General features: G+C 69.7%; 22 protein-coding genes. 15 read left to right on the top strand and 7 right to left on the bottom strand.

What is annotated here, in order from left to right; all coding sequences use genetic code 11:
* The first annotated feature begins 62 nt into the window (after nucleotides 1-62).
* The 3 genes from EOV43_RS06350 to EOV43_RS06340 all read left to right on the top strand — a co-directional run bounded on the left by EOV43_RS06350 (nucleotide 63) and on the right by EOV43_RS06340 (nucleotide 3,766).
* On the top strand, nucleotides 63-830 hold the full coding sequence (locus tag EOV43_RS06350) for an ABC transporter ATP-binding protein (RefSeq protein WP_128220271.1): 768 nt from the start codon (nucleotides 63-65) through the stop codon (nucleotides 828-830).
* Nucleotides 827-2,758, top strand: a complete 1,932-nt coding sequence (locus tag EOV43_RS06345; RefSeq protein WP_128220269.1) for an FtsX-like permease family protein — start codon at nucleotides 827-829, stop codon at nucleotides 2,756-2,758. Before EOV43_RS06350 ends, EOV43_RS06345 begins: the two co-directional genes overlap by 4 nt.
* Before the next feature lie 228 nt (nucleotides 2,759-2,986).
* Entirely contained in the window at nucleotides 2,987-3,766 is a 780-nt protein-coding gene (locus EOV43_RS06340) for an IclR family transcriptional regulator domain-containing protein (protein WP_239022251.1), read from the top strand.
* 78 nt (nucleotides 3,767-3,844) lie between these two features.
* Here the strand turns inward: EOV43_RS06340 and EOV43_RS06335 are convergent, their stop codons facing one another.
* The 4 genes from EOV43_RS06335 to EOV43_RS06320 all read right to left on the bottom strand — a co-directional run bounded on the left by EOV43_RS06335 (nucleotide 3,845) and on the right by EOV43_RS06320 (nucleotide 7,656).
* Nucleotides 3,845-4,459 carry a hypothetical protein gene (locus EOV43_RS06335; RefSeq protein ID WP_128220267.1) on the bottom strand — a complete coding sequence of 205 codons (615 nt, stop codon included), beginning with the start codon at nucleotides 4,457-4,459 and terminating at the stop codon, nucleotides 3,845-3,847.
* An 81-nt stretch (nucleotides 4,460-4,540) separates the two neighbouring features.
* Nucleotides 4,541-5,566: an ABC transporter permease gene (locus EOV43_RS06330; protein ID WP_128220265.1), complete on the bottom strand. Its 1,026-nt coding sequence runs from the start codon at nucleotides 5,564-5,566 to the stop codon at nucleotides 4,541-4,543.
* 110 nt (nucleotides 5,567-5,676) lie between these two features.
* Entirely contained in the window at nucleotides 5,677-6,831 is a 1,155-nt protein-coding gene (locus EOV43_RS06325; RefSeq protein ID WP_128220263.1) for an acyl-CoA dehydrogenase family protein, read from the bottom strand.
* 45 nt (nucleotides 6,832-6,876) lie between these two features.
* Nucleotides 6,877-7,656, bottom strand: coding sequence for an SDR family NAD(P)-dependent oxidoreductase (locus EOV43_RS06320; RefSeq protein WP_128220261.1), 780 nt, complete (start codon nucleotides 7,654-7,656; stop codon nucleotides 6,877-6,879).
* Nucleotides 7,657-7,818: 162 nt separating this feature from the next.
* On the opposite strand from EOV43_RS06320, the gene EOV43_RS06315 reads away from it, so the two are divergent.
* The gene (locus EOV43_RS06315) at nucleotides 7,819-8,724 is read left to right on the top strand and encodes a LysR family transcriptional regulator (protein WP_128220259.1); all 906 of its coding nucleotides are present in this window, start codon (nucleotides 7,819-7,821) and stop codon (nucleotides 8,722-8,724) included.
* Here EOV43_RS06315 and EOV43_RS06310 read toward each other — a convergent pair.
* Nucleotides 8,706-9,575, bottom strand: a complete 870-nt coding sequence (locus EOV43_RS06310) for a LysR family transcriptional regulator (RefSeq protein ID WP_128220257.1) — start codon at nucleotides 9,573-9,575, stop codon at nucleotides 8,706-8,708. The genes EOV43_RS06315 and EOV43_RS06310 overlap by 19 nt on opposite strands.
* Before the next feature lie 254 nt (nucleotides 9,576-9,829).
* On the opposite strand from EOV43_RS06310, the gene EOV43_RS06305 reads away from it, so the two are divergent.
* The 10 genes from EOV43_RS06305 (at nucleotide 9,830) to EOV43_RS06260 (ending at nucleotide 18,320) form a co-directional block, all read left to right on the top strand.
* Nucleotides 9,830-11,023, top strand: a complete 1,194-nt coding sequence (locus EOV43_RS06305; protein WP_128220255.1) for a thiolase family protein — start codon at nucleotides 9,830-9,832, stop codon at nucleotides 11,021-11,023.
* Complete coding sequence (locus tag EOV43_RS06300) at nucleotides 11,023-11,685, top strand: 3-oxoacid CoA-transferase subunit A (RefSeq protein WP_128220253.1); 663 nt, start codon at nucleotides 11,023-11,025, stop codon at nucleotides 11,683-11,685. The genes EOV43_RS06305 and EOV43_RS06300 overlap by 1 nt, the downstream gene beginning before the upstream one ends.
* Complete coding sequence (locus tag EOV43_RS06295; protein WP_128220251.1) at nucleotides 11,682-12,356, top strand: 3-oxoacid CoA-transferase subunit B; 675 nt, start codon at nucleotides 11,682-11,684, stop codon at nucleotides 12,354-12,356. The genes EOV43_RS06300 and EOV43_RS06295 overlap by 4 nt, the downstream gene beginning before the upstream one ends.
* Before the next feature lie 179 nt (nucleotides 12,357-12,535).
* Entirely contained in the window at nucleotides 12,536-13,990 is a 1,455-nt protein-coding gene (locus tag EOV43_RS06290; RefSeq protein ID WP_128220249.1) for an aldehyde dehydrogenase family protein, read from the top strand.
* Between the two features lie 183 nt (nucleotides 13,991-14,173).
* A complete protein-coding gene (locus EOV43_RS06285) occupies nucleotides 14,174-14,893 on the top strand; it encodes a hypothetical protein (RefSeq protein WP_128220247.1) in 720 nt (239 codons plus the stop codon).
* Nucleotides 14,894-14,904: 11 nt separating this feature from the next.
* Nucleotides 14,905-15,114 (top strand): hypothetical protein, encoded by a 210-nt coding sequence (locus EOV43_RS06280; protein ID WP_128220245.1) that lies wholly within the window; start codon nucleotides 14,905-14,907, stop codon nucleotides 15,112-15,114.
* A gap of 86 nt (nucleotides 15,115-15,200) precedes the next feature.
* Nucleotides 15,201-15,650, top strand: a complete 450-nt coding sequence (locus tag EOV43_RS06275; protein ID WP_128220243.1) for a YiiD C-terminal domain-containing protein — start codon at nucleotides 15,201-15,203, stop codon at nucleotides 15,648-15,650.
* Between the two features lie 554 nt (nucleotides 15,651-16,204).
* Nucleotides 16,205-16,804, top strand: a complete 600-nt coding sequence (locus tag EOV43_RS06270) for a C40 family peptidase (protein ID WP_128220241.1) — start codon at nucleotides 16,205-16,207, stop codon at nucleotides 16,802-16,804.
* Between the two features lie 263 nt (nucleotides 16,805-17,067).
* Nucleotides 17,068-17,379, top strand: coding sequence for a pyrimidine/purine nucleoside phosphorylase (gene ppnP, locus EOV43_RS06265; RefSeq protein WP_128220239.1), 312 nt, complete (start codon nucleotides 17,068-17,070; stop codon nucleotides 17,377-17,379).
* 140 nt (nucleotides 17,380-17,519) lie between these two features.
* Nucleotides 17,520-18,320 (top strand): sulfurtransferase, encoded by an 801-nt coding sequence (locus EOV43_RS06260; protein ID WP_206611405.1) that lies wholly within the window; start codon nucleotides 17,520-17,522, stop codon nucleotides 18,318-18,320.
* Nucleotides 18,321-18,341: 21 nt separating this feature from the next.
* Here the strand turns inward: EOV43_RS06260 and EOV43_RS06255 are convergent, their stop codons facing one another.
* Together EOV43_RS06255 and EOV43_RS06250 are read right to left on the bottom strand one after the other, a co-directional pair.
* Nucleotides 18,342-21,323 (bottom strand): AAA family ATPase, encoded by a 2,982-nt coding sequence (locus EOV43_RS06255; protein WP_128220237.1) that lies wholly within the window; start codon nucleotides 21,321-21,323, stop codon nucleotides 18,342-18,344.
* Nucleotides 21,320-22,489 carry an exonuclease SbcCD subunit D gene (locus EOV43_RS06250; protein WP_128220235.1) on the bottom strand — a complete coding sequence of 390 codons (1,170 nt, stop codon included), beginning with the start codon at nucleotides 22,487-22,489 and terminating at the stop codon, nucleotides 21,320-21,322. The genes EOV43_RS06255 and EOV43_RS06250 overlap by 4 nt, the downstream gene beginning before the upstream one ends.
* A gap of 158 nt (nucleotides 22,490-22,647) precedes the next feature.
* Here EOV43_RS06250 and EOV43_RS06245 point away from each other — a divergent pair, with 158 nt between their 5' ends.
* Nucleotides 22,648-24,123, top strand: coding sequence for an SIR2 family protein (locus EOV43_RS06245; protein ID WP_128220233.1), 1,476 nt, complete (start codon nucleotides 22,648-22,650; stop codon nucleotides 24,121-24,123).
* Nucleotides 24,124-24,143 lie beyond the last annotated feature (20 nt).

The raw sequence follows: 24,143 nt of genomic DNA, 5'->3' as shown, positions 1-24,143 counted from the left end.
ACCTCGAACTGACCGTCCGGCCCCACTGCCCGGAGGGTGCCTCCCGCGATGGACTGGGCCCCATGACCGAATCTGCTGCGCACGCCACGGTGTTGCACCTCCAGGACGTGACCCGCACCTACCAGTCAGGAAGCTCGACCCTCACGGCCCTCGACCGCATCACGCTCGGCTGCCGACGCGGTTCGTGGACGGCCGTCATGGGTCCCTCCGGGTCCGGCAAGTCGACGCTGCTGAACTGCGCGGCCGGGCTGGACACTCCCGATTCCGGACAGGTCTTCCTCGACGGCCGTGACATCGCGAGCCTGAGCGACGACCTGCTGACCCGGATGCGGCGCACCGAGATCGGGTTCGTGTTCCAGCAGTTCAACCTCGTCGCTGCCTTGAACGCGGTGCAGAACGTCTCCCTCCCCCTGCGGCTGGCGGGCCGCAAGGGAGCCGACCGAGCCGCGCTCGATGCCCTGGGATCACTCGGTCTGGGCAAGCACGCCCGTCACAAGCCGAGGGAACTCTCCGGGGGCCAGCAGCAGCGGGTGGCGATTGCGCGCGCTCTGGCCACCCGGCCGAGCATCCTGTTCGCTGACGAACCGACCGGAGCGCTGGACAGCGCATCCGCCGCAACGGTGCTCGACCTGCTCCGTACGCTCGTGGACCAGCAGGCACAGACCATCCTGATGGTCACGCACGACCCGGTGGCGGCCGCTCGAGCGGACCACGTGGTGTTCCTCCGTGACGGCCGTCTGGTCACGACGCTGAGCGGCGCCGACGCGACTCAGATCGCGGCCACCCTGGCCGATCTCGAGACCCCGGCGCTGTCGGGAGCGCACGGATGATCCGCCTCGCCCTCCGCACGTTCGTCGACCGCTGGCAGCTCTTCGTCGGAACGGTCCTGGCCGTCACCGCCGGCGTCGCCATCGTCCACGCCGGGATGACGATCATCCTCGGCGTCGAGAACTCCGAAGCGCCAGCTGGGGCGAGCGTCGAGCAGGCTGAAGCCTGCCAGGAAGCGGTCAGCGCGACGGGCACCCTGACCGGGATGACGGTGACGCTCGGTGCCTTCCTGACGATCTTCGTCGTCGGTTCGACCTTCGGATTCGCCGTCGACCAACGCCGGCGTGACCTGGCCGTGCTCAGGCTCGGCGGGGTCACCGCCAAGCAGATCCGTGGGCTCCTCCTCGCCGAAGGCTGTGTGGCTGCCGTGCTGGGTACGCTCGCGGGCGCCGTGCTCGGCACCGGCCTCACGACGGTGCAACGGGCACTCCTGTCCGGGCTCGGTGTCTTCCCCGACGGAGCTGCCACCCCCGTCCGGACAGCCGTCCTGGTCATCGACCTGGTGGTTGCCTTCACGGTGTGCTTCCTCGGAGCCCGGGGCACGGCCAAGCGCGCCACCCGGCTGAAGCCACTGGATGCGCTCCGCCGTACCGCTGACGAACAGCGGGTGATGACGGTGCGGCGGTGGATCGTCGCAGTGACTGCCCTGGTGCTCACCGCCCTGCAGACCTATGTCGCGGCCGCGGGGGGCGGCCTGCTCCTGACGATCCTGCTGGGGCTGGGAATCATCATCACCGGTTCCGTCGCGACGAGCCGACTCGCTCCGCTGCTCGTGCCGGCCGCCGCAGGAGTCCTCACCGCGTGGGCGCGACGCTCGGTGGTCGTCGAGGTGGGGGTGGCGAACCTGCGTGACTCCGTGCGCCGCACTGCCTCGTGTGCCGCGCCGATGATCGTGCTCGTCGGTCTGGTCATGGGGCTGCAGGGCATCCTCGACACCCAGAGCAAGGCGACTGTCGTCGAGGCCGAGACGCTGCTGGCGGCTGACCTGGTCGCCACCGGCGACAGCATCGACCTGGCCGCCGTCAACGCCATCGAGGGCGTCGCGCTGGCTGCACCCGAGACAGTCATTTCCCCGGAGATCCAGCTCACCACCGGACGCACCACCACCCCGGGGCTGGGCACCGTGGTGGCCGTCGACCCCGATGCCTTCCGCGCCACCCACCTGCAGCGGCCCGACACCGGAGACCTGTCGGACTTCGGGCAGCGCTCCGTCGTGTTCGGCCCCGGCCTGGACTCCACCTCGGTCAGCAGCCACTACGACGAGATCACGCTCGACGTCGGCAACGACACCGTCAGGCTGGACGAGGCGGCCCGCATGTCGGAGACCCTCGCCGGTGTCGACGGCTTCTACGTCGACCGTTCCGTGCTGCCCGCAGAGATGCTCGAGGGCCCCACGTCGGTCCTGATCCAGCTCGCCGGCGACGCCGACCGGGACGTGGTGGAGCAGTCGCTGGCGGCTGCGGGCGCCACCAGCGTGCTGACGCCGTCGGAGTCCGCGGTGGAGCAGACCAGCGCGAGCGAGGCGGAGAACAGGGCGGTGATGGCGGCCATCGTGGGTCTGGGCAGTCTGTACGCCCTGATCAGCGTGCTGAGCACCGTGGCCATCTCCATCGGTCAGCGCCGCAGCGAGCTCGCCACGCTCAGGCTGAGCGGCCTGACCCGGCAGCAGATCCACGGGGCGACCGTCCTCGAAGCCCTGGCGGCCACCACCATCGGTCTGGTTCTCGGCGCGATCACGGCGGTGCTCGCCCTCGTCGGGATCTGGGCAGCGACCGAGCGTGTCTACGGAACCGCCGTGGTCGCGATTCCCTGGGGGCTGCTGGCCGCCATGACGGTGCTGACGGCGGCGTTGACGACCGTGACCGCCCTCCTCGCCACCCGGTCGGCCCTGAGACTCCCCGCGATCCGGGCGCTGGGAGCGCTGGACTGAGCACTGGAGTGGGCACTGGAGTGATGCGCAGCCGCTGATGCACCCGGCGGAGGCAACTGCTGCACGACGGAGGTGGCATCTGCCGCCGGGCCGTGCAGCGCAGCCGTTGAGTCCAGCAGCCGTGGAGTCCAGGGGCTGCGACGGTGACCTGACGCCCGGGAGCCCTTGGGCGGTCGCCCCGTCATCCCTGACGTCCGCCCGGCGGGGACCGCCGATAGGGTCTGCCCCGTGAGTGAGCACCCCATCCCCGACGCACCGCAGCGGCGCACGCCCGGGGACGAGTTCGTCCAGGCGCTTGCCCGCGGGCTCGAGGTGATCACCAGCTTCGACGCCGAGCACGCCACGATGACGCTCAGCGACGTCTCGAAGCGAACCGGCCTGTCCCGGGCGACCTGTCGGCGGCTGCTGCTCACCCTGGTCGAGCTCGGCTACGTCCGCACCGACGGCAAGGCGTTCACGCTGACTCCGCAGGTGCTCAAGCTCGGCACCGCCTACCTGGCCGGTCTGGGTCTGCCGCAGGTGGCGCACCCGCACCTGGAGAAGCTGTCGGCCGCGCTGGGCGAATCGACCTCCTGCGCGGTGCTGGACGGCACCGACATCGTCTACGTCGCCCGCTGCTCGACGCGCCGGCTGATGACGGTGGGCATCACCGTCGGGACTCGATTCCCGGCCCACGCGACGTCGATGGGCCGCGTGCTGCTGGCTGCCGAACGCGACCTCGCGCTCCCGGAGACGTTGCCTGCACTCACCGCCCACACCGTCACCGACCCTGACGTGCTGCGGGCCGAACTGGTGCAGGTGCGCGAGCAGGGCTACGCAGTGGTGACCCAGGAACTGGAACTCGGCCTGCGCTCGATCGCCGTGCCGGTGCGGACCAGCGACGGGAAGATCCCGGCCGCGATCAACGTGTCCCTGCCGATGAATTCGCCCCTCGACCCGCTCGACCGTCTCGACCAGGTGCAGGCCACCGCGCGGGCGATCGCCGAGGATCTCGACCACCTGCACTGACCCCGGCGCGGCTCGGCGTGCGCCCCCGGCGCGGCTCGGCGTGCGCCCCCGGCGCGGCTCGGCGTGCGCCTCGGCCCGTCACCACTCGACGGTGGTGACGACCCGGGTGATCGAGGGTGTGGTCGGCGTGGAGGAGAACCCGAACTGTGGTGACGGCAGGACGGGGCGCAGCGTCCCGAGTGCCGCCCCGTCGAAGGTGCCCGACACGGCGGTGACGGCGTGGTGGTCGGTGGCTCCGTACCACTCCCGCCGTCCCTCGTTCGCGCTGCCGCGAGTGCGTACACCCCGCATGACGACGCGGGCCACGGGGTCGGTGACCGTGCACCAGGCCGGGCTCTCGGCGATGCGTGCCGGGACGAGTCGCAGGACCTTGCCGAGCGCGGTGCGACCGCCGAACGTCAGGTGGAGGTCGAGGGAGTCGGACCACACCGACCACCGCTCCGCGCCCTGCCCCACGGCGTACTCGTCCACGTGCACGTCCTCGGTGCGGATCGAGTCGAAGGAGTACGTGGCCGAGACGAACTCGGCGACCTCGTCGTTCGGCGCCAGAAGGATGCGGTGACCGTCGGCGGTCTCCACCATGACGTCGGCGAAACTGCCCAGCGGTGACGAGTGCCATCGCCCTACGACGATTCGCACCCCACGCGACGTGCCGACGCCCACGATCGCGCCACGGAACTGACTGCGGACCATCTCCACCTCCACACGGGACGAGCCCGTCACTCCATGAACGGTGAGCACCGAACAGCACCCCCGTGGGCCCAGAATTCGGCGTCAGGTGCTTCGCGCCGCCTGACGGTCACGCAGACCCGTGACAGCAAGGGTCACCACTGCGCCGACGAGCGCCCACACGACGATGACGAGGATCGGGCCGGACGCCCCGTTCCCGTCGAAGTAGACGATGTCGCGCAGCGCGGTGGTGCCTGCACCGTTGGGCAACCACTGCCCCACACCGCGCCACAGACCCGGCAGGAGCTCGGTCTGGTAGGCGCCACCGGCACTCGGATTGCCCAGCACCACGAAGAGCAGGACAGTGATGCCGATGCCGATGGTTCCGGCCAGGACCTCCAGCGCCATCGTCACCGTGGCCGAGGAGAGCACGAGCAGCATGCCGACCCCGGCGACGGCCCAGAAGTGACCTTCGAGCGCCCCGATGAGCGGGCCCACGACGACCGCACCCAACAGGCCGGACGCCACCGCGTACGGGACCATCGCTCCCAGCCGGATCACCGCTCGGTGCCTGTTCGCAGGGCGTGCTCCCTTGGCGACGCCCAGCAGCGCAGCGACCAGGTACCCGCCCACCAGCCAGCCGATGACGAGGTAGAAGCCGCTCATCCCACGAGCGTCGCCGTCCTGCAGTGGCACGACGTCCTCGCTCGCCAGGGTGCGTTGCTGCTCGGTCTCCACGGCCGTCAGCACCTGCTGCACCGCGCCCTTGAGCGACTCGCCACGAGCACTGGCCACCAGCAGGGTGTCCTGGGTACCGGCGGGGTCGACGACGAGCGCGGCCACGAGCTCGCCCCGCTCGATCTGGTCTCGCGCCTCGACGTCCGACGCCATGGCCGTGGCGTCCAGCGGTTCCCCGTCGAGGCCGTTGAGGCGCTGTGCGAGCGCCTCGGCCTGGCCGCCGGGGGCCACCACCCCGATCTCGATCCCGCGTGGTTCCTGATGGTGGAACGCGCCGACGTAGGACGCGATGAAGGCGACCTGCACGAGCAGCACGCCTGCGATGAGCGCAACCGTCCGCAACGAGATGGCGTCCTTGATCTCGTCGATGAACCCAGGGTCGTTGTTCGACATGGAAGGAATCTACGTGCGGGGCAGGCGGTCCGACACCTGACACGCACGAGTTTCTGGGCGATGACCCGTCACCGGGTCACGGCAGGCGGCAGGACGAGAGGCCGGGCGAGTCAGAGACCCATGTCCTTGGCGATGATCGACTTCATCACCTCGGACGTGCCGCCGTAGATCCTGGAGACGCGGATGTCGGCGTACTGCCGGGCGATCGGGTACTCCCACACGTAGCCGTAGCCGCCGTGGAGTTGGACGCACTTGTCGATGACGCGTCCGGCGACCTCGGTGCAGAGCAGCTTCGCGCGGGCTGCGTCGGCGACGGAGAGCTCGCCGTCGTCGTGAGCCTGGAGACAACGGTCGGCGAAGACCCGGGCGGCGACCACCTCGGTCGAGCACTCCGCGAGCACGAACTTGGTGTTCTGGAACGCGGCGACGGGCTTGCCGAAGACCTGACGTTCCTCGACGTACTGCTGGGTGAACCGGATCGCCGCCTCCGCGGTGGAGATGGTGCCGAGCGCGATCGTGAGGCGTTCTTGGGCGAGGTTCTGCATGAGCATGCTGAACCCGTCGCCCTCATTGCCGAGCAGGTTCTCGACCGGCACCTTCACGTCTTGGAAGGAGAGTTCGGCGGTGTCGGAGGTCTTGAGGCCGACCTTCTTGAGCATCTTCCCGACACTGAAGCCGTCGGAGTTGCTCTCCACGGCCAGGATCGACAGACCACCGCGACGGTCGGCGGGGTCGTAGGGCGAGGTCCGCGCGACGACGAGCACGAGGTCAGCCAGGACACCTCCGGTGATGAACGTCTTGGCACCGTTGAGGACGTAGTGGCTGCCGTCCCCCGACAGCACCGCGCGGGTGGAGATGTTGGCGAGGTCGGAACCGGTGCCGGGTTCGGTCATGGCGATGGCGGTCATGATCTCGCCGGACGCGAACCCGGGCAGCCAGCGCTTCTTCTGCACGTCGTTGCCGCGCATCAGGTAGGGCAGGATCAGGTTGGTGTGGGCGGAGTAGTTGCCGAAGGTGACCCCGGCCCGGTTCGTCTCCTCCATGGTGACGGCCGCCCACTTGAACGAGTCCGAGCCACCGCCGCCGTACTCCTCGGGGACCTGGACGCCGAGGACGCCGATCTCACCGAGGCGGCGGTAGAAATCGCGCGGCGGGTGCCCGACCTCTTCCCACTCGGGGTAGACGGGGACGACTTCCTTGGCGATGAAGTCACGCAGCATCTGGCGGTAGGACTCGTGGGTCTCGTCGAAGATCGTGCGGCGCATCGGCGCTCCTCAGGTCGATTCGGTGCAGGTCAGTGCGGGTCAGGGTCAGCGGGGAGCCATGCGGATGGCGCCGTCGAGGCGGACGGTCTCCCCGTTGAGGTAGCCGTTCTCGAGCATGTGACTGGCCAGGGACGCGAACTCGTCGACGTGGCCCAGACGGTGAGGGTGAGGAACAGTGGCTGCGAGGGAGGTGCGGACGTCGTCGCGGAGTCGTCCCAGGAGCGGGGTGTCCATGATTCCGGGGGCGATGGTGTTGACCCGAATACCGCGGGAGGCGAGGTCGCGGGCGGCGACAATGGTCATGCCGACGATCCCGGCCTTGGAGGCGGAGTAGTTGATCTGGCCGATCTGGCCCTCGAACGCTGCGACCGAGGCGGTCAGGACGACGGCTCCCCGTTCGCCGTTCTCCGCGTCGTCGATGCGGTCGTGGCGGGCGATGCGTTCGGCCCCGAGCCGAAGGGCGTTGAAGGTGCCGACGAGGTTGAGGCGGATCACGAACTCGAAGTCCTCCAGTGACCCCGGCGAGCCGTCCTTCTCCAGGACCCGCATCTTGCGCCCCGACCCCGCGCAGTGGACGACGCCGCGGAGCCCGTCGGCCTGGGCGTCGGCCTCGTCGAGAGCCTCGCCGAATGCGCCTGCGTCGGTGATGTCGGCAGGGGCGAAGAGGACGCGGTCCCCGAGCTCTTCGGCGACGGCCTTCCCGTCGCTGCCGGGCAGATCGATGATCGTGACGTGTCCCCCGGCCCCGACCAGTCGCCGGGCGGTGGCGAGTCCGAGCCCGGAGGCTCCTCCGGTGACGGCGGTGGTGATGCGGGCGAGATCCATCGGTGCCTCCAGCGTTGAGTGGTGGCCGGGCAGCCCGTGATCGTTCTGCCCGGCGTGGGCAGCGAACCACCTGACGTGCGACGAGCACCAAGACCTGCAGGTGATCTAGCCGTAAGGCGCTGCCTATGGATTGTGGGGGCGCATTCCCCTAGCGTCCGGCGCATGGATCCGCAGCAGCTGCGCTACTTCTTGGCGGTCGTCGACTCCGGCAGCGTGCATGGTGCCGCGGGGACGCTCGGGGTGACACCACCGTCGGTGTCGCAGGGCCTGAGGGCCTTGGAGCGCGACGTGCGGACGCCGCTGTTCCGGCGGGTGGGGCGTGGCATGGTGCTCACCTCGGCCGGGCAGGCACTGGTCACGCCGGCCCGTCGGGTGCTGCACGGGCTGGCCAGTGCGAGCGGGACCGTTCGCGACGGCGAGGGGTGTCTGCGCGGCCAGGTACAGGTGGCCTGCCAGGCGGCGTTGGCGACGGGCGTGGTGACGCAGATCGTGGCCGCGTTCCGCTGGCGTCACCCGCGGGTGAGCCTGACGGTCTCAGGGTTGGACGACGCCGCGGACGCCGCTGACCTTCTGGGGCGCGCGGTCTGCGACCTGGTGATCACGCAACTCCCGCTGGCTGTGGCCGGCGGTGACCTGTCGGTGCTGGAGTTGGGTCGGCAGGAGTACTGGATCGCGTTCCCACCCGGCACGGAGTTGTCCGGGCCGTCGGCCGGACGGGAGTGGTTGCGATGGGACGAGATCGACACGGACGTGATCGCGGTGCCCCCGGGCGGACGCCAGACCTCTGAGATGTTGGCGGCGCTCTCGGTGCGGCAGCAGGCTCGACCACCGGCGATGGTCCTGACCAACAGGGAGTCACGTCTGGCGTTCACTGCTGCCGGTGTGGGCGCGACGTGGTTGGAACGCGCGCAGGCAGAGGCAGCACGGCGCTCGGGGCTGGTGGTGCGCGAACTTCGCCCGCCACTGGGTGCAACGTTCGGGGTGGCGCACTCCCCCGCCACCCAGTCGCCTGCGGCAGCTGCGTTCGTGCAGGTCGCGACCGAGGTCGCTCAGGCCGACGTGGCCTGAGTCGCGAGGTCGATGAAGACCGCGGCGGCAGGACCGAGGGGGCCCGGCCGGTGCACGACAGCCACCTCTCTGCTGATCGGTGGTGTGGTGTGCCGTTCGACGATGCCGCGCAGGTGCCGCGCCGCGAACCCTTCGGGCATGAACGCGGCGCCGGCCCCGGCCATGACGAGTTCCCACAGCATCCGCCGGTGAGCGGTGACGAGGCTGCCGGGGCGTGGCGCGAGAACTGCGGGGTCGTCGACGAGGTCCGCGAGGTGGTCGTCCTGTTCGCGCAGCAGCGCGATCTCGCTGAGCAGCGCCTGCGGGACAGGATCCGGCAGCCCCGAGGCCGTGGCCTCGTCGAGGACGAGCACCAGGTTCTGCCGCCTCAGATTCACGACCGCGAGCCCGTCGGTGCGTGCAGGCAGGGTGGTGAATCCGAGGTCGACGGACCCGCCGCGCACAGCCCCGACGACGCCACCCGGGCCACCGAAGTCGTCCACGTGCAGCTCGACGCCGGGGTGCAGGGCCCGGAACTCGGCGGCAAGCCGTGGCAGTGGGCTGAGGTGGAGGTCGTGGGTGGCTGCGAGGCGGAGGCGTCCCCCTTCCACCGCACGGACTGCCTCGACCCGGCGTCGCGCTTCAGCGACGTCGGCGAGCACCCGTCGGGCGTGCCCCTCGAACCGACGCCCGGCGTCGGTGAGGTGCAGCCCGCGACCGCGGCGTTCGAACAGATCCGCTCCGAGCTGGGTCTCCAGCGACCGGATGGCTTGGGACAAGGACGGTTGGGCGATGAACAGCGACTCCGCCGCCCTGGTCACGCTTCCGTGCTCGACGACGGCGACGAAGTACTCCATCAGCCGTGGCTCCATCCGGAGAGCATAGGCAGCGCCCCGGACACTTGACCCCCATTCAGCAGGCAGTTCGCAGCCAGCGGTCCCGCGAGACGCTGCGCGCACCGGCCAACCGTTCGAACTGCCTGTCCAACCGGGATACGGGTCCAGTCCAGTACATCCGCGTTCCCACCTCAGGAACGTGTGACACGGACGACTCTTGAACGTGACGACGACCACGCGTACGCTTGCGTTCGTCTACTGAACGATTGTTCGCTATACGAACGGAAGTCATGAGCGCCTACATCTACGACGCCGTCCGCACCCCCTTCGGCAAGTTCGGCGGAGCCCTCGCCGACACCCGACCGGACGACCTCGCCTCCACCGTCATCGCCGCCATCGCGGAGCGCAACGACTCTCTCGACCCCGCCGCCATCGGCGAGATCGTCTGGGGCTGCGCCAACCAGGCCGGCGAGGACAACCGCAACGTCGGACGCATGGGTGCCCTGCTCGCAGGTCTGCCCACGTCCGTGCCCGCCACCACCGTCAACCGTCTGTGCGGCTCCTCGCTCGACGCGCTGATGATGGGCTCGCGCATCGTCGAGACCGGTGACGCCGACATCGTCCTGGTCGGCGGCGTCGAGTCGATGTCCCGCGCCCCCTGGGTCCTGCCCAAGCCGTCGCGTGCCTACCCGGCCGGTGACGTCACCGCCGTCTCCACCACGCTCGGCTGGCGCCTGGTCAACAAGGCGATGCCGAAGGAGTGGACCGCCTCTCTGGGAGAGTGCAACGAGCAGCTCCAGGAGCGCTTCGAGATCTCCCGTGAGCGCCAGGACACCTTCGCTGCCCGCTCCCACACCCTTGCCGCCCAGGCCTGGGAGAACGGTTTCTACGACGACCTCGTCGTGCCCGTCGGTGAGTTCGCGAAGGACGAGGGCATCCGCCCCGGCACGACGGTCGAGAAGCTCGCGAACCTGCGCACCGTCTTCCGCCCCGAGGGCACCATCACCGCCGGCAATGCCTCGCCGCTCTCCGACGGCGCCTCCGCGCTGCTGATCGGCTCCAAGGCGGCGGGAGAGAAGATCGGCAAGGCTCCGATCGCCCGCATCGCCGGTCGCGGCACCCACGCCCTCGACCCGCAGGACTTCGGCTACGCCCCGACCGAGGCAGCCAACAAGGCCCTCGCCGCCGCAGGCATCACCTGGGACGACGTCGCCGCCGTCGAGGTCAACGAGGCCTTCGCCGTCCAGACGCTGGCCTGCGCCGACGCCTGGGGCATCGACCACGAGATCGTCAACACCCGCGGTGGCGCCATCGCCCTGGGCCACCCGCTGGGCGCGTCCGGCGGACGCATCCTCGGCACCCTGGCCAAGCGCCTGCGCGAGGACAACCAGCGTTGGGGCGTCGCCGCCATCTGCATCGGCGTCGGCCAGGCCCTCGCCGTGGTCCTCGAGAACGCAGCCTTCGAGAACGAGGAGGCCAACTGATGGCTCTCACCCAGATCCTTGACACCCACGACGAGGCCGTCGCCGGCATCCACGACGGCGCGACCGTCCTCGTCGGCGGTTTCGGCATGGCTGGCATGCCCGTCCAGCTCATCGACGCCCTGATCCGTCAGGGCGCCACCGACCTCACGATCGTGTCCAACAACGCCGGCAACGGTGACACCGGACTCGCCGCGCTGCTCAAGGCCGGCCGCGTGAAGAAGGTCATCTGCTCCTTCCCCCGCCAGAGCGACTCCTACGTCTTCGACGAGCTGTACCGCGCCGGCAAGATCGAGCTCGAGGTCGTCCCCCAGGGCAACCTCGCTGAGCGCATGCGCGCCGCCGGCGCCGGCATCGGTGCCTTCTTCTGCCCCACCGCCGTCGGCACGCCGCTGGCCGAGGGCAAGGAGACCCGCGAGATCGACGGACGCACCTACGTCCTCGAGATGCCGATCAAGGGCGACTTCGCCCTCATCGGCGCCCACAAGGCCGACGAGATGGGCAACCTCGTCTACCGCAAGACGGCCCGCAACTTCGGTCCCGTCATGGCCACCGCCGCCGCGACCACCATCGTGCAGGTCAACGAGATCGTCCCCACCGGCGCCCTCGACCCCGAGACCGTCGTGACCCCGTCCATCTTCGTCGACCGAGTGGTGAAGGCATGAGCGAGAACCAGATCACCCTGGCGGACATCCCCGCCGACCGTCCCCTCACCAAGGACGAGATGGCCGTCGTCGTCGCCCGCGACATCGCGCCCGGATCCTTCGTGAACCTCGGCATCGGTCAGCCCACGCTGATCGCCGACCACCTCCCGGCCGACTCCGGCGTCGTGCTCCACACCGAGAACGGCATGCTCAACATGGGTCGCGCCGCCATCGGCGACGAGATCGACGGTGACCTCACCAACGCCGGCAAGGTCCCCGTCACCGAGCTGCCCGGTGCGGCCTACTTCCACCACGCCGACTCGTTCGCGATGATGCGCGGCGGCCACCTCGACGTCTGCGTCCTGGGTGCCTTCCAGGTCGCCGTCAACGGAGACCTCGCCAACTGGCACACCGGTGCCCCCGACGCGATCCCCGCCGTCGGCGGCGCGATGGACCTCGCCATCGGCGCCAAGCAGGTCTTCGTGATGATGACGCTCTTCACCAAGAAGGGCGAGGCCAAGCTCGTCGAGGCCTGCACCTACCCGCTGACCGGTGTCAACTGCGTCAACCGCGTCTACACCGAACTCGCGACGTTCGACATCACCCCCGATGGTGTCGTCGTCCGTGAGACCTTCGGCACCACCGTCGAGGAGCTCTCCGAGCGCCTCGGCCTGGAGCTCAAGAGCGCCTGAGGCACTCCCCCTGCTCCCACGGGCATGAACCACACATGACACCACCACCCCAGATGTGACGCCAGTGACCACTTTCAACCGGTCTCGCGTCACACTTGGGGTGGTGTCCTGACACCCTTGCAGGAACAGATCCCTGAGCCGAGTGCCCTCTCGGCCGAACGTCTGGAAAGGACGTACTCATGAGCAGCACACCCGACATCGTCGTCGCTGGTGTCCCGCACGTCTCCGTGTCCGGAGCAACGTTCGAGAAGACCAACCCGTACACGGGCAAGGTCGTCTCGGTCGCCGCTGCCGCGACCGTCGAAGACGCCGACAACGCCGCCGCTGCCGCCCACGCAGCGTTCCCCGCCTGGGCCGCCACCCCGGCCGCCGAGCGCTCCGCACTCCTCAACAAGGCCGCTGACCTCCTGGAGGAGCGCGCCGAGGAGATCACCATCACCATGGCCGAGGAGGTCGGCTCCACCCACGGGTGGGCCGCCTTCAACGTGCACGTCACCACCGGTGTCCTGCGCGCTGCCGCCGAGCTCCCGGGCCAGGTCGTCGAGGACGAGATTCCGTCCGGTGTCCCCGGCCTGAAGGCCTACGGCGTGCGCAAGCCGCTCGGTGCCGTCGTCGCGATCGCCCCGTGGAACGCCCCGCTGATCCTCGGCACCCGTGCCGTCGCGATGCCGCTGGCCCTGGGCAACACCGTCGTCTTCAAGGCCTCGGAGGAGTGCCCGCGCACCCAGGCCGCGATCGTGCAGGTCCTGCGCGACGCCGGCGTCCCCGCCGGTGCCGTCGAGCTGATCACCAACCGTCCCGAGGACGGCAAGCTGATCGTCGAGCGTCTCATCGACAACCCGAAGATCCGCCACATCAACTTCACCGGTTCCTCCGGTGTCGGCCGCTCCATCGCGATCCGTGCCGCCCAGTACTTCAAGCGCACCGTGCTCGAGCTCGGCGGCAAGGCCCCGTTCGTCGTCCTCGACGACGCTGACGTCGACGCCGCTGTCGCCGGCGCCAACTTCGGTGCCTTCATGAACTCCGGCCAGATCTGCATGTCCACCGAGCGCGTCATCGCGCACACCTCGGTGGTCGAGGAGTTCTCGGCGAAGCTGGCCGCCAAGGCCGCCGCCATGACCGTCGGCGACCCGTCGCTGCCCACCACCCACATCGGCCCCGTGGTCTCCATGAAGGCCGCCACCCGCATCCGTGGCCTGATCGCCGACGCCGTCGACAAGGGCGCCACCCTGCTCACCGGTGGTGGCGGCGAGGGTGTCCTCATCGAGCCGACCGTCATCGCCGGCGTCACCCCGGAGATGGAGATCTACCGCGAGGAGTCCTTCGGACCCGTCGTCACGATCACCTCCTTCGAGACCGAGGACGAGGCCGTCGAGCTCGCCAACGACACCGACTTCGGTCTGTCGTCGGCCGTCTACGGCACCGACCTGGACCGCGCCCGCGCGATCGCCGACCGCATCGAGTCCGGCATCATCCACATCAACGGTGCGACCGTCCACGACGAGCCGGCCATGCCGTTCGGCGGCGTCAAGGACTCCGGCTGGGGCCGCTTCGGTGGCAACTACGCCATCAACGAGTTCACCGACCTGCGGTGGCTGACCTACTCCACCGAGGAGCGCCACTACCCGATCTGATCCCTGCCGAGCAGAACGATCCGATCGGGCTGACGCCTGACGTGACCCGGACGCCGTCGACGAGCACTGCTCGTCGACGGCGTTCGTCGTGCGTGCATGAAAACCACCACGACGGGTACCTGAGAAGGGTCCGGTGCCGGCACGGCACCGGACACCACCACGGCCGACGACGAGGGGAACACCATGCCGCACTCTGCCGAGGACCCCACGCCGGAGGCAGCTGAGCCCGCCCAGCCCCTGGACGTCGACGAGATCCAGCTCGCCCACGAGAACGCCGAGGCGGAGGAACGCGCCGAGGACGACGAGGTGGCCGCTCGCCCACGGCGCCTGCCCGGCGCAGGGACAGGCGACCCCGTCTCCACCTACGTCCAGATCCATCTGGCGGGCGCCGCGGCAGGCATCGACCTGTTCGCGCACGCGGCGGCCCACGTCGACGACGCGGCCGCGTCGGAGGTGATCGACGCGATCAGAGCCGACCTGATCGGCGAGCGCCGTCAGCTGCTGGGGATGGCGCACCGGCTCGGCGCCTCCGACCCGCACATCCTGTCGTCCGCAGCCCGCCTCGGCACCCTCGCAGCCCGGGTCAGTCCGCGTGGTCTGTGGTCGAGCCACACGCCGGTCGCCGATCTGATGCGCATCGAGGCCCTGCTGGCGGCCGTCACCGGCAAGATCGCCGGCTGGGACTCCCTGCTCACCGTCGCCGACGCGTTCGACGCCCTCGACCCTGCCGAGCTGAAGCAGCTCCTGGGGCAAGGGATGCAGCACCGCAGCGCGTTGGAAGAGGTCCACGGAGTCGTTGCCGACCGCGTCCTGCGCACGAGTTCGCCGCGCCAGGACCAGGCGCCGGCCGAGTCTGCTGACGACGACGCCACCTCGCCTCGTCCTTGGCCGCCCAACTGGTGAGGTCAGCACAGATGGACAGCACCACGGCGCAGGGACTGGCAAGCCTGCTGCTCGTCACCTCGATCTGGTTCGCGGCCCACGCCGCGATCCGTGTGACGGCCTCCCACCGGATCAGCAGGCCCGAAGCACTGGCCCAGCGCCGCGTCGCCGTCGTGTCGGGGACACTGGCGGGGGTCAGTCTCTGCGGTGCCGCCGTCCTGCTCGTGTGGGCCGTGGCCTGACACCAGAAGCGGTCTGAGGAGGGACACACAAATGAGGTGGTCCAGACCCTTCCGTCATTCCGCGGGTACGTGGCAGGGTGCCATGCATGGAACAGACAGCAGTCGGTCTCGGGCCGGCAACTTCCTCCATGCACACATCGGTCCCGATCCTCGGGGCGATGGGCATCACAGTCCTCCACGGGGATGCATCACGTGCCAGCGTCCTGCTCCCCCTCACCCCCAACAGCAACCACCTCGGCACCATCTACGCCGGCTCCTTGATGAGCGCCGCCGAATGTCTCGGCGGATCGATCGGCTTCGGCCAAGGACTCGACGGCTTCGTCCCCCTCGTCACCCGCGTCGAGATCGACTACCTCCGCCCGGCGACGACGGACGTCACGGCGTCCACCACCTTCTCCCCTGATCACCAGGCCACCCTGCGCGAGGACGCACTCCGCGACGGCAAGGCCCGCTACGTCCTGCACATCTCCCTCACCGACGCCCATGGCGTCGAGGTGGCCCGCGCCGTGGGCCAGTACCAGCTGCGGAAGTTCTAGACCCAGCCCAGAGCGGCCCTCCCGCCGACTCATCGAGCGGAACTGCCAGCCGCGAGTGGTTCCACGTCCAGGACCGTCCTGACGCCCCCATCTCTCTCCGCGCGCGTGCGCGCGCGTGTGTGAACGGGACCACCGAGTCGAGCACGGGACCACGCTTCCAACCGTCGCGTCCTCAGCGAACGCACGCATTCGCATGGTTGTGGGTAGGCCCACAGCGTCGCGCATGTGCAATTCGTTGAACAGTCCTTCACTCTGGATAACACCACGGCAGCAACGCCTGCCCCTCCTGTCACACGTGCAACACGTCGCAGCACAGGAACAACTGCATCAACAACAAGCCCTCGCCCACCGGTGAGGCCATCCCGGACCGCGCCGAGGCTCCACACGTCGCCGGGATGACTCGAAACGCAAGGATCGAGTGGTGTGGAGCACGGCTGACCCAGCAAAACTGCCGCCCTTCGGGGGCGGCTTGGGGTGAAGGCGGGAAACCGCCCGGGCACGGCAGCCCGAATCCGACAGGTCATCAGTCGTAGGCGTCCGCCGGAGAACTACACATGAAGACTCCCCTGACTCTCGTCAGCACCTTTATCGGGGCCACCCTCGCGACCTCCCTGCTTGCAGCACCCAGCCAGGCAGCACCGGTCGCCGAGACCCCCACCACGACCAAGGTCTCCGCGACCAAGGCCAAGACCGCAGCAGAGAAGAAGGCCGCCAAGAAGGCAGCCGCACTCAAGGCCAAGAAGAAGAAGGCCGCTGCGATCGCCAAGAAGAAGAAGATCGCCAAGATCCGCAAGGCCCGCGCGATCAAGACCCGCGCCGTCCGCGCACTCAAGGTCGCCCGCACCAAGAAGGGCGCCCGCTACGTCTACGGCGCGACCGGCCCGAGCGCGTTCGACTGCTCCGGCCTGACCTCCTGGTCGTACAAGAAGGTCGGCAAGAACCTGCCCCGCACCGCGGCCGCCCAGGCCAAGGCTGCCAAGCGCACCAAGAACCCGCGCCTGGGCGACCTGGTCTTCTTCTACAGCGGCAGCCGCGTCTACCACGTGGGCCTCTACGCCGGTAAGGGATACGTGTTCCACGCCTCCCGCCCCGGCAAGCCGGTCAAGACCGAGAAGATCTGGACCAACAAGGTCTTCTACGGCCGCGCTGCCTGACGCACCACCCGCACTTCCCCACCCGGCGTCGCATCCCCGCCCTCCGCGGCGCCACCGTCCCGGCACGGTGCACTCGATCCGCCTGTGCCAGGACCCCTCGCCCGCGTTCCACCGGATCCTCCGGAACGCGGGCGGGTTGCGTCCCGCTCCCCCGCACCGCACCCGGCGAACCCGGACGCGGGGGGCGGGACAGGGGACGTTTTCCGGCGTCGTCGGGGTGGGCACCTGACAGCTCCGTGACCGTCCTGTGACAGCGTTCTCCCATGAGCAACTACGAGAACGTCACCCTCGACCCGACCGCCAACGTCTACTTCGACGGCGGCTGCGTCTCGCACACCTTCTACACCGCCGAGGGCGTCCGCAAGAGCGCCGGCGTCATCTTCCCCAACACCTTCAACTTCGGCACCGCGGCCCCCGAGGTCATGGAGCTCAACGGCGGATCGTGCCGCGTGCGCCTCGCCGGCTCCGAGGACTGGAACACCTACTCCGCCGGTGAGTCCTTCTCCGTCCCGGGCGACTCCTCCTTCGACATCGAGGTCACCGAGACCCTGTCGTACGTCTGCCACTACGGCTGAGCCACTCTCTTCACCCGCACCCCACCGGTTCGGGTCGCGATTTCACTGAATTCACGACCCATACCGGTGGGGTGCGGCGTTCCCGGAGGCACGCCCGCACCGAAACGACTCCTGAGCACCACGGAACCTAGAATCTTCCGGTGACTTCAGACGCCCAGGTGCTCAACATCTCCGCCTACCTGTTCGTCGAGATCGACGACCTCGACGCTCTGCGCGCCGCCCTGCTGCAGCGCTGCAACGACGCCGGTCTGCGGGGCACGATCCTGCTGGCCCGCGAGGGCATCAACATGTTCCTCGCCGGCGACACCGAGCCGCTGCGCGGTTTCCTCGACCTCCTCCGCACCGACGACCGGTTCGCGACGCTGGAGGCCAAGGAGTCATGGAGCGACACGCAGCCGTTCCGCAAGATGCTCGTCAAGGTCAAGAACGAGATCATCCGCATGGACCACCCCACGATCCGCCCCATGGACGGGCGTGGCCGCTCGGTGGCTCCCACGACGCTGAAGCGCTGGCTCGACCAGGGCCACGACGACGAGGGCCGCGAGGTCCTCATGCTCGACACCCGCAACGCGTTCGAGGTCGACTACGGAACGTTCCGCAACACCGTCGACTTCCGGATCGAAAAGTTCACGGAGTTCCCCCAGGCGGTGCTCGACCACCGCGAAGACCTCGAGGGCCGCACGGTCGTCAGCTTCTGCACCGGGGGCATCCGCTGCGAGAAGACCTCGATCTACATGGCCGAACAGGGCTTCGAGAACGTCCTCCAGCTCGAGGGCGGCATCCTGAAGTACTTCGAGGAGGTCGGCGGCGACCACTGGGACGGCTCCTGCTTCGTCTTCGACGAGCGCGAGGCGCTGCTTCCCGACCTCACCGTCTGGGACGAGCCGACGCGGCGCGAGCCGCGCGGCGGACAACGCGTCGAAGGCGGCTGCAGCGCCTGAGGGCACCGCAGCCACCCGGCGTCACTGCTGGCGGACGGTGCTCCACCCGCCCGGCGTGACGTCGACGTACAACTGACAGGCGATGGACTCCTTCATCGCGGCGACGTGGCTGATCAGGCCGACCGTGCGTCCGCCCTCGCGCAGACCGTCGAGGGTGGCCATCGTCGACTCCAGCGTCTCCGGGTCGAGGGTGCCGAAGCCCTCGTCGATGAAGAGGGTGTCGAGGCGCAGACCACCGGCACGCGCCGTGACGACCTCGGCGAGCCCGAGCGCCAGCGCCAAAGAGGCCTGGAACTTCTCACCGCCCGAGAGCGACTTCGGCGAGCGGGCCTCACCGGTGTGGGCATCGAGGACGTCGAGCCCCAGGCCGGAGGCGACGCGCTTGGAGTCCTCGGTGTCGCTGTGCCTGAACTCGAAGCGGCCCGCCGTCATCTTGGCCAGGCGCAGGTTGGCAGCCGCGACGATCTCCTCGAGCTCGGCAGCCAGGGCGAACGCCTCGATCGCCATCTTCTTCTCGTTCTGTCCCTGACCGCGCAGCGTCGCGGCGAGAGCATTGACCACCTCGTACTCCGCACGGGCAGCAGCCGAACCGGTCAGCGCCGCACTGATGCCGGCCACCACGTCCGCCACCGTCGCAGCCTTGTTCTCCGCAGCACCGAGGGCCAGCACGGCGTCGCTGTGCACAGCCGCAGCCCGCTCCAGCGCCGTCACAAGGTCGTCGAGCTGGACAGGATCGGCGGGCAGATTCTGCAGTTCCTCGGCTGCGAGACGATCCGCCACGGCAGCCGTCTGCTGGTCGTGGGTGGTGACCGCAGCAGCCAGCCGCTGGAGCTCCTCAGGAGCGAGCGAGGCCTCTGCCACGGCGGCAGCATCCGCAAAGCCCTGCTCACTCAGCGCCTCGGCCATCGCGAGGACCGCTTCGTCGCGGCGTCCCGCGGCCTCGACCCCGGCACGCACGGCGCTCTCGGTGCGCTGCGCGACCCGGTGACGTTCCTGCAGGTCGGCGCGTCGTTCAGCGACGGAGGTGAACTCCCCCCGCGCCGACTCCACAGCAGCGAGCGCGTCGACGACGGACTGCTGGGCGGAAGTGAGAACACCCGCGAGCCGGAGACGTTCGTCCTGGGCACCGTCCACCTGGGACGTCAGTGCAGCGATCTGGGTGGTGAGGTCAGCGCGGACGCCCTGCAGCTCCTTCGCCTCGCGCTGGAGTGCGGTGAGCTCCTCGGCTCGCACCGTGGCCTCCTTGACGCGCAGCGTCCAGGCCTCGACGTCAAAGCCCGCGGTCCGCTCCTCCATCGCCTCGATCTGGGCGGCGAGGCGTGCCACTTGCCCCGACGCGGCCTGCGCGACCGCCTGAGCACGGGCGACGGCCTCGTTCGACGTCTCCAGCGTGGCGGCGTCGACGTGGTCCTCGGCCAGCGTCGCCGGAGCGGGGTGTTCGGTGCCGCCACAGACCAGGCAGGGGGCACCGTCGACTAGCTCGGCGGCGAGCACCCCGGCGTACTCGGCGTACTGACGGGCAACGAGGGCGTCGCGGGCCTGTTGGGCCTGCGTCGACGCCTCGGCTGCCGCCTGCTGTTCGACGACGGCCGTGCCCATTCGCGTCGTGAGTGCGTCGTGGTCCTGTGCCGCCTGCAGGCCCTCGCGTGCTGCCTGCAAATCAGCCGGAGCATCGGAGAGCGCTTCAAGCAGATCGACCAGGGCAGCCTCACGCTCAGTGACGGCGTCGAGACGATCGGTGTGCTCGGCCCGGCGATCGGCCGCAGCGGTGAGCTTCTCCTCGAACGCGGCCAGTGCCTGGTCCGCCGCCACCACGGCGGCCTCCAGACCGGGAACCGACGTCTCGGTCCGCGCTGCGACTTCCAGAGCAGCGAGGTCCGCGGCGAGAGACTCCGCCGCGGTGCGGGCCTCCTGCTCAGACGGTCCGTCGTGCGGAGCATCCGGATCCAGCGCGGAACGCCACCCCGCTACAGCGAGCGACCGAGCAGCCTCGGCTTCGTGCAGCAACGACTCCGCGCGCGCGGCAGCGGCGCAGGCCTGTTGGGCCAACGCAGCACGCCGGGCGAGCACGACCTGCTCACGCTGCGCCTCGATGGCCTCGGCCTGCTCGGCGAGCGCGCGCTGGCGCTCGATCTGGACCGTACGCTCACGTTGGCGACGTGCGGTCTCCTGCGCGGCATCGTGGAGGGTACGAGCCGTCGTGAAGGCAGCCACCGCCTCCTGGGCCGCGACACGTACCTGGGCCACCTCGTCCTGCTGTGCGGCGAGGCAGACCGCTGCCCACTCCTGCAGACCGGCACCGGTGGCGGGTTCGACGGTTTCGGGGACGTCCTTTCCCACCTGCTTGGCCAGGGTCTGGGCGTGGGTTCCGAGCTGGGCGGAGAGCTTCTCCACGTCGCGGCGCAGCACGCGCGCCTGCTCGTCGAGGTCGGCGGAGTAGGCCGAGAACCGGCTGGTGTCGAAGAGCTTGCTCAGGACCTCGCGACGCTTCTCCGAACCAGCGACCAGGAACTCCTGGAACTGGCCCTGGGCGAGCAGGATGACCTGCTGGAACTGCTCGGCGCTGAGCGGCAGGACGTCGGAGACGTGCTTGTCGGCGTTGCCCTCCTTGGTCTCGATGACCACCCACTCGCCGTCGCGCAGGGCGGACATCTCGAAGAACGCCTTGACCGGCGTCAGACCCTCACCGCGTTGCTTGGGACGCATGAACGCCGGACGGCGGGTCACGCGGTGGCGCCCCTCGGTGACGGAGAACTCCACTGTCACCTCGCAGGGGTCGGTGGGCCCGAGGTGGTCGGAGCGCACTTTGTCGCCGGCGGCGGTCTCGTAGCGCGGGATCCGGCCGAAGAGGGCGTAGGTGATCGCGTCGAGGATGGATGTCTTGCCTGCGCCCGTGCGACCGGTGATCAGGAAGATGCCGTCGTCGGCGAAGGCGTCGAAGTCGACCGACTCGCTGCCCCGGAACGGGCCGAAGCCGGTGAGGGAGACGTGGTGGATCTTCATGCGTGCACCTGCTTGCTCTGGTGGGACTCGACCGCGCCGCGAACCAGCTCGCGTTCGGCCTCGGTGGCTCCCACGCCGTTGCGGACCTTGGTGAGGAAGGCATCGACGACCTCGTCGTCGCTGCGTCCACGCACCAGCTGGGCGTAGCCGTCGTCGGTGTCGGTGTGGACGACGGCTGGCTTGAACTCGATGTGGGCGCAGTGCGGGAAGCGTTCCTGCAGACGACGCATGGCGTCCATCGGTCGCACCTGGTCGGTCAGGACTGCGGCGACCCAGTGGTCGACGAGAGCCTCGTGGGCGGTGTCGGTGAGGAGTTCGTCGATGGTTCCGGTGATCCGGCGCAGCCGCCGCGGCACCACCACGTCGACCCACTCGACGTCACCGAGGCCGTCGGCGTCGAGCTCGACCAGCCACCCGCCGCGCGGCTTGTCGGCCTCGGAGAAGGAGTAGTGCAGGGGCGCACCGGAGTAGCGCACGTGCTCGGCGAGCCGCGACCGTCCGTGGATGTGCCCGAGCGCCGCGTAGGTGATGCCGTCGAACGCGTCGACCGGCACCTTGTCGACGCCGCCCACCTCGAAGGTGGAGACGATGTCGCGCTCGGACTCGCACGTCTCACCCTCGGCACCGTTGACGAAGGTGTGGGCCAGCACCACCGAACGTCCGCCACGCACGGCGAGATCGGCGCGGACCAGGTTCATCGCATGGGTCACGGCGTCGTGCTGGGAGCGCATCGGCTCGACGTTCCAGACGCTGCGCAGGCGCGACGGCTCCAGGAACGGAAGGCCGTAGAAGTGCACCTCGCCGTGGGCGTCGGAGAGCGTCACCGGCGTCTCGATCTGCTCGACCGCGGTGATCAGGTGCACGCCACTGGCCGCTGCGAACTCCTTGAGGCTGCCCAACCGCGTCGGGGAGTCGTGGTTGCCCGAGGTGAGCACCAGCGTCGCGCCGGTCGCGCTCAGGTCGACCAGGATCTGGTTGAACAACGTGACCGCGTCGGCCGACGGCGTCGAGGAGTCGTAGATGTCTCCCGAGGCCAGCACCACGTCGATCTCGCGCTCGCGCACGATCCGCACGACGTCGTCGAACACCTCCTTCAGCGCCTCGAGCGTCGAGTGCTGGTGGAAGGTGCGGCCGATGTGCCAGTCGGACGTGTGCAGGATTCGCATGGAGCGAAGCCTAGGAAGGACCACCGACACCTTTGGCAGGCGCCCACCTCCCGACGTCCCCGATCGAGGCGCCCGTCGCACCTGGGGGTCTGCGTCCTGATCCTTCAGTGCGCGAGAACGTCCATTCCTCCCGGCCGCGAACCGCCACACTGTGGCGCATGGGATCACGCAGGCCGAACACCGGACAGCTCTACGTGGTGCGCGGACACCTCGACTCGGTGCAGCACGACGCAGCCTTGTTGGGGCTCGACGAGGACTGCTGGGTCGATCCCCGCGACCGGTTCCTCCTGCCCGACGGCAAGGCCGAGCGTCCTCGCAGTTGGCCCGAGGGCTGGGGCCGCGTCCCCGAGCACCCCGTGTGGCTGGTGCAGAGCCACGACGGCACCCCTGACGAGGTGCTGCTGCGCCTCAAACGGGTGGTCTCCGCCGTGGCTGTGGCCCGCCTCCCGTCGTCAGCCGGGCGCACTCTTCCACTGCTCGCCGTCCCCGTGCTGCCTGTCCCGCGGCCGCGCCCGGACGCGACGCGCCGACCTGCGCTCCCCCTCGCAGCGCACACGTGGCTCAGCCTCCAGTTGGAGGCCCTGCGTGACCAGGCGGCCGAGCACGGCGTCGACATCGTCCTGCTCGCCCAGGACGCGGGCGAGTACGCCGCGGCGCAGTGGATCCGCCGCACCTGGCCGTGCGACCTCGGCCCCGAACTGGACCAGCACGCCCAGGTCCTCGGCGGGCGTGCAGCACTCGGGCAGGCCGCGCTCTTCCTCGGCACCGCCGCAGGGATCTCGGCAGGCCTCCCCGACCACACGAGCACACTGCGCGCCCTCCTCGCCGCGATCCCGTCCCTGTCCGGCGTCGACTCCGGTGCCGTCTCGCCCGCCGAGCAGGCCTCGCTGGTGCGTCTCCACGACCCCGACGGCAGTACACGACGCTGGGTCGAGACGGTCCGTGACGCCGGGCGTCCCGGCCTCCTGCACGCCCTCGTCGCCGGCACCGGCATCACCCAGGTCGTGACCGCCTGCCCCGACACGATGCTCGAACAGGCACTCGAGGAGGTCCACGACCACCCGCCGGCGGTCCTGCCGTGGCGCGCGGACGTCACCGCGACGGCGACGGTGGTGAAGTCACGCGGGGACGTCGAGCACCCCGGGGACCTCAGCCTCACCCCACCCAACGTGCACGCCCCCGCCGCGTCCGTCCTGCGCGGCCTCGCGACCACTCACCATCTGGTGGTGCTCGGGTCCCACCTCGACGAGACCGAACTGACCGACGCGCTGCGTCGCCCCGGAGACCCCGTCCCGGGCCAGCGGTGCGGAACACTGCTCGACCTCGCACCGACCGGGCGCGAGCACGTCAGCGCCCTCTGGGGCGACCGGCTGGCCCGGATACGCGTCAGCGACGACGGCTCCGGCGGACCGCACCGCACGTTGTTGCGCTTCCTCGACCGGGTGGGCGTGCATGCATCCGGACCTCAGCACTGGTTGCTCGACGAGAGGTTCGCAGGCCTGCTGCCGCCCCGCGACCAGGTGGTGGCCACCCAGGTCCGGGCCGTCCTCGACCTGCTGCCCGGCGACTCCACACTCTGGGCACCGTTGCTGCATCAGGCCGAACGCCTCGGCTGGATGCCGCCTCGCCCCTGAAACGCCGCGGGACGTCATAG

It is taken from the genome of Nocardioides yefusunii (assembly GCF_004014875.1).
GTDB classification, from domain to species: domain Bacteria; phylum Actinomycetota; class Actinomycetes; order Propionibacteriales; family Nocardioidaceae; genus Nocardioides; species Nocardioides yefusunii.
Note: the sequence above shows the minus strand (reverse complement) of the source record. Positions and strands in the feature narration are given on the sequence as shown.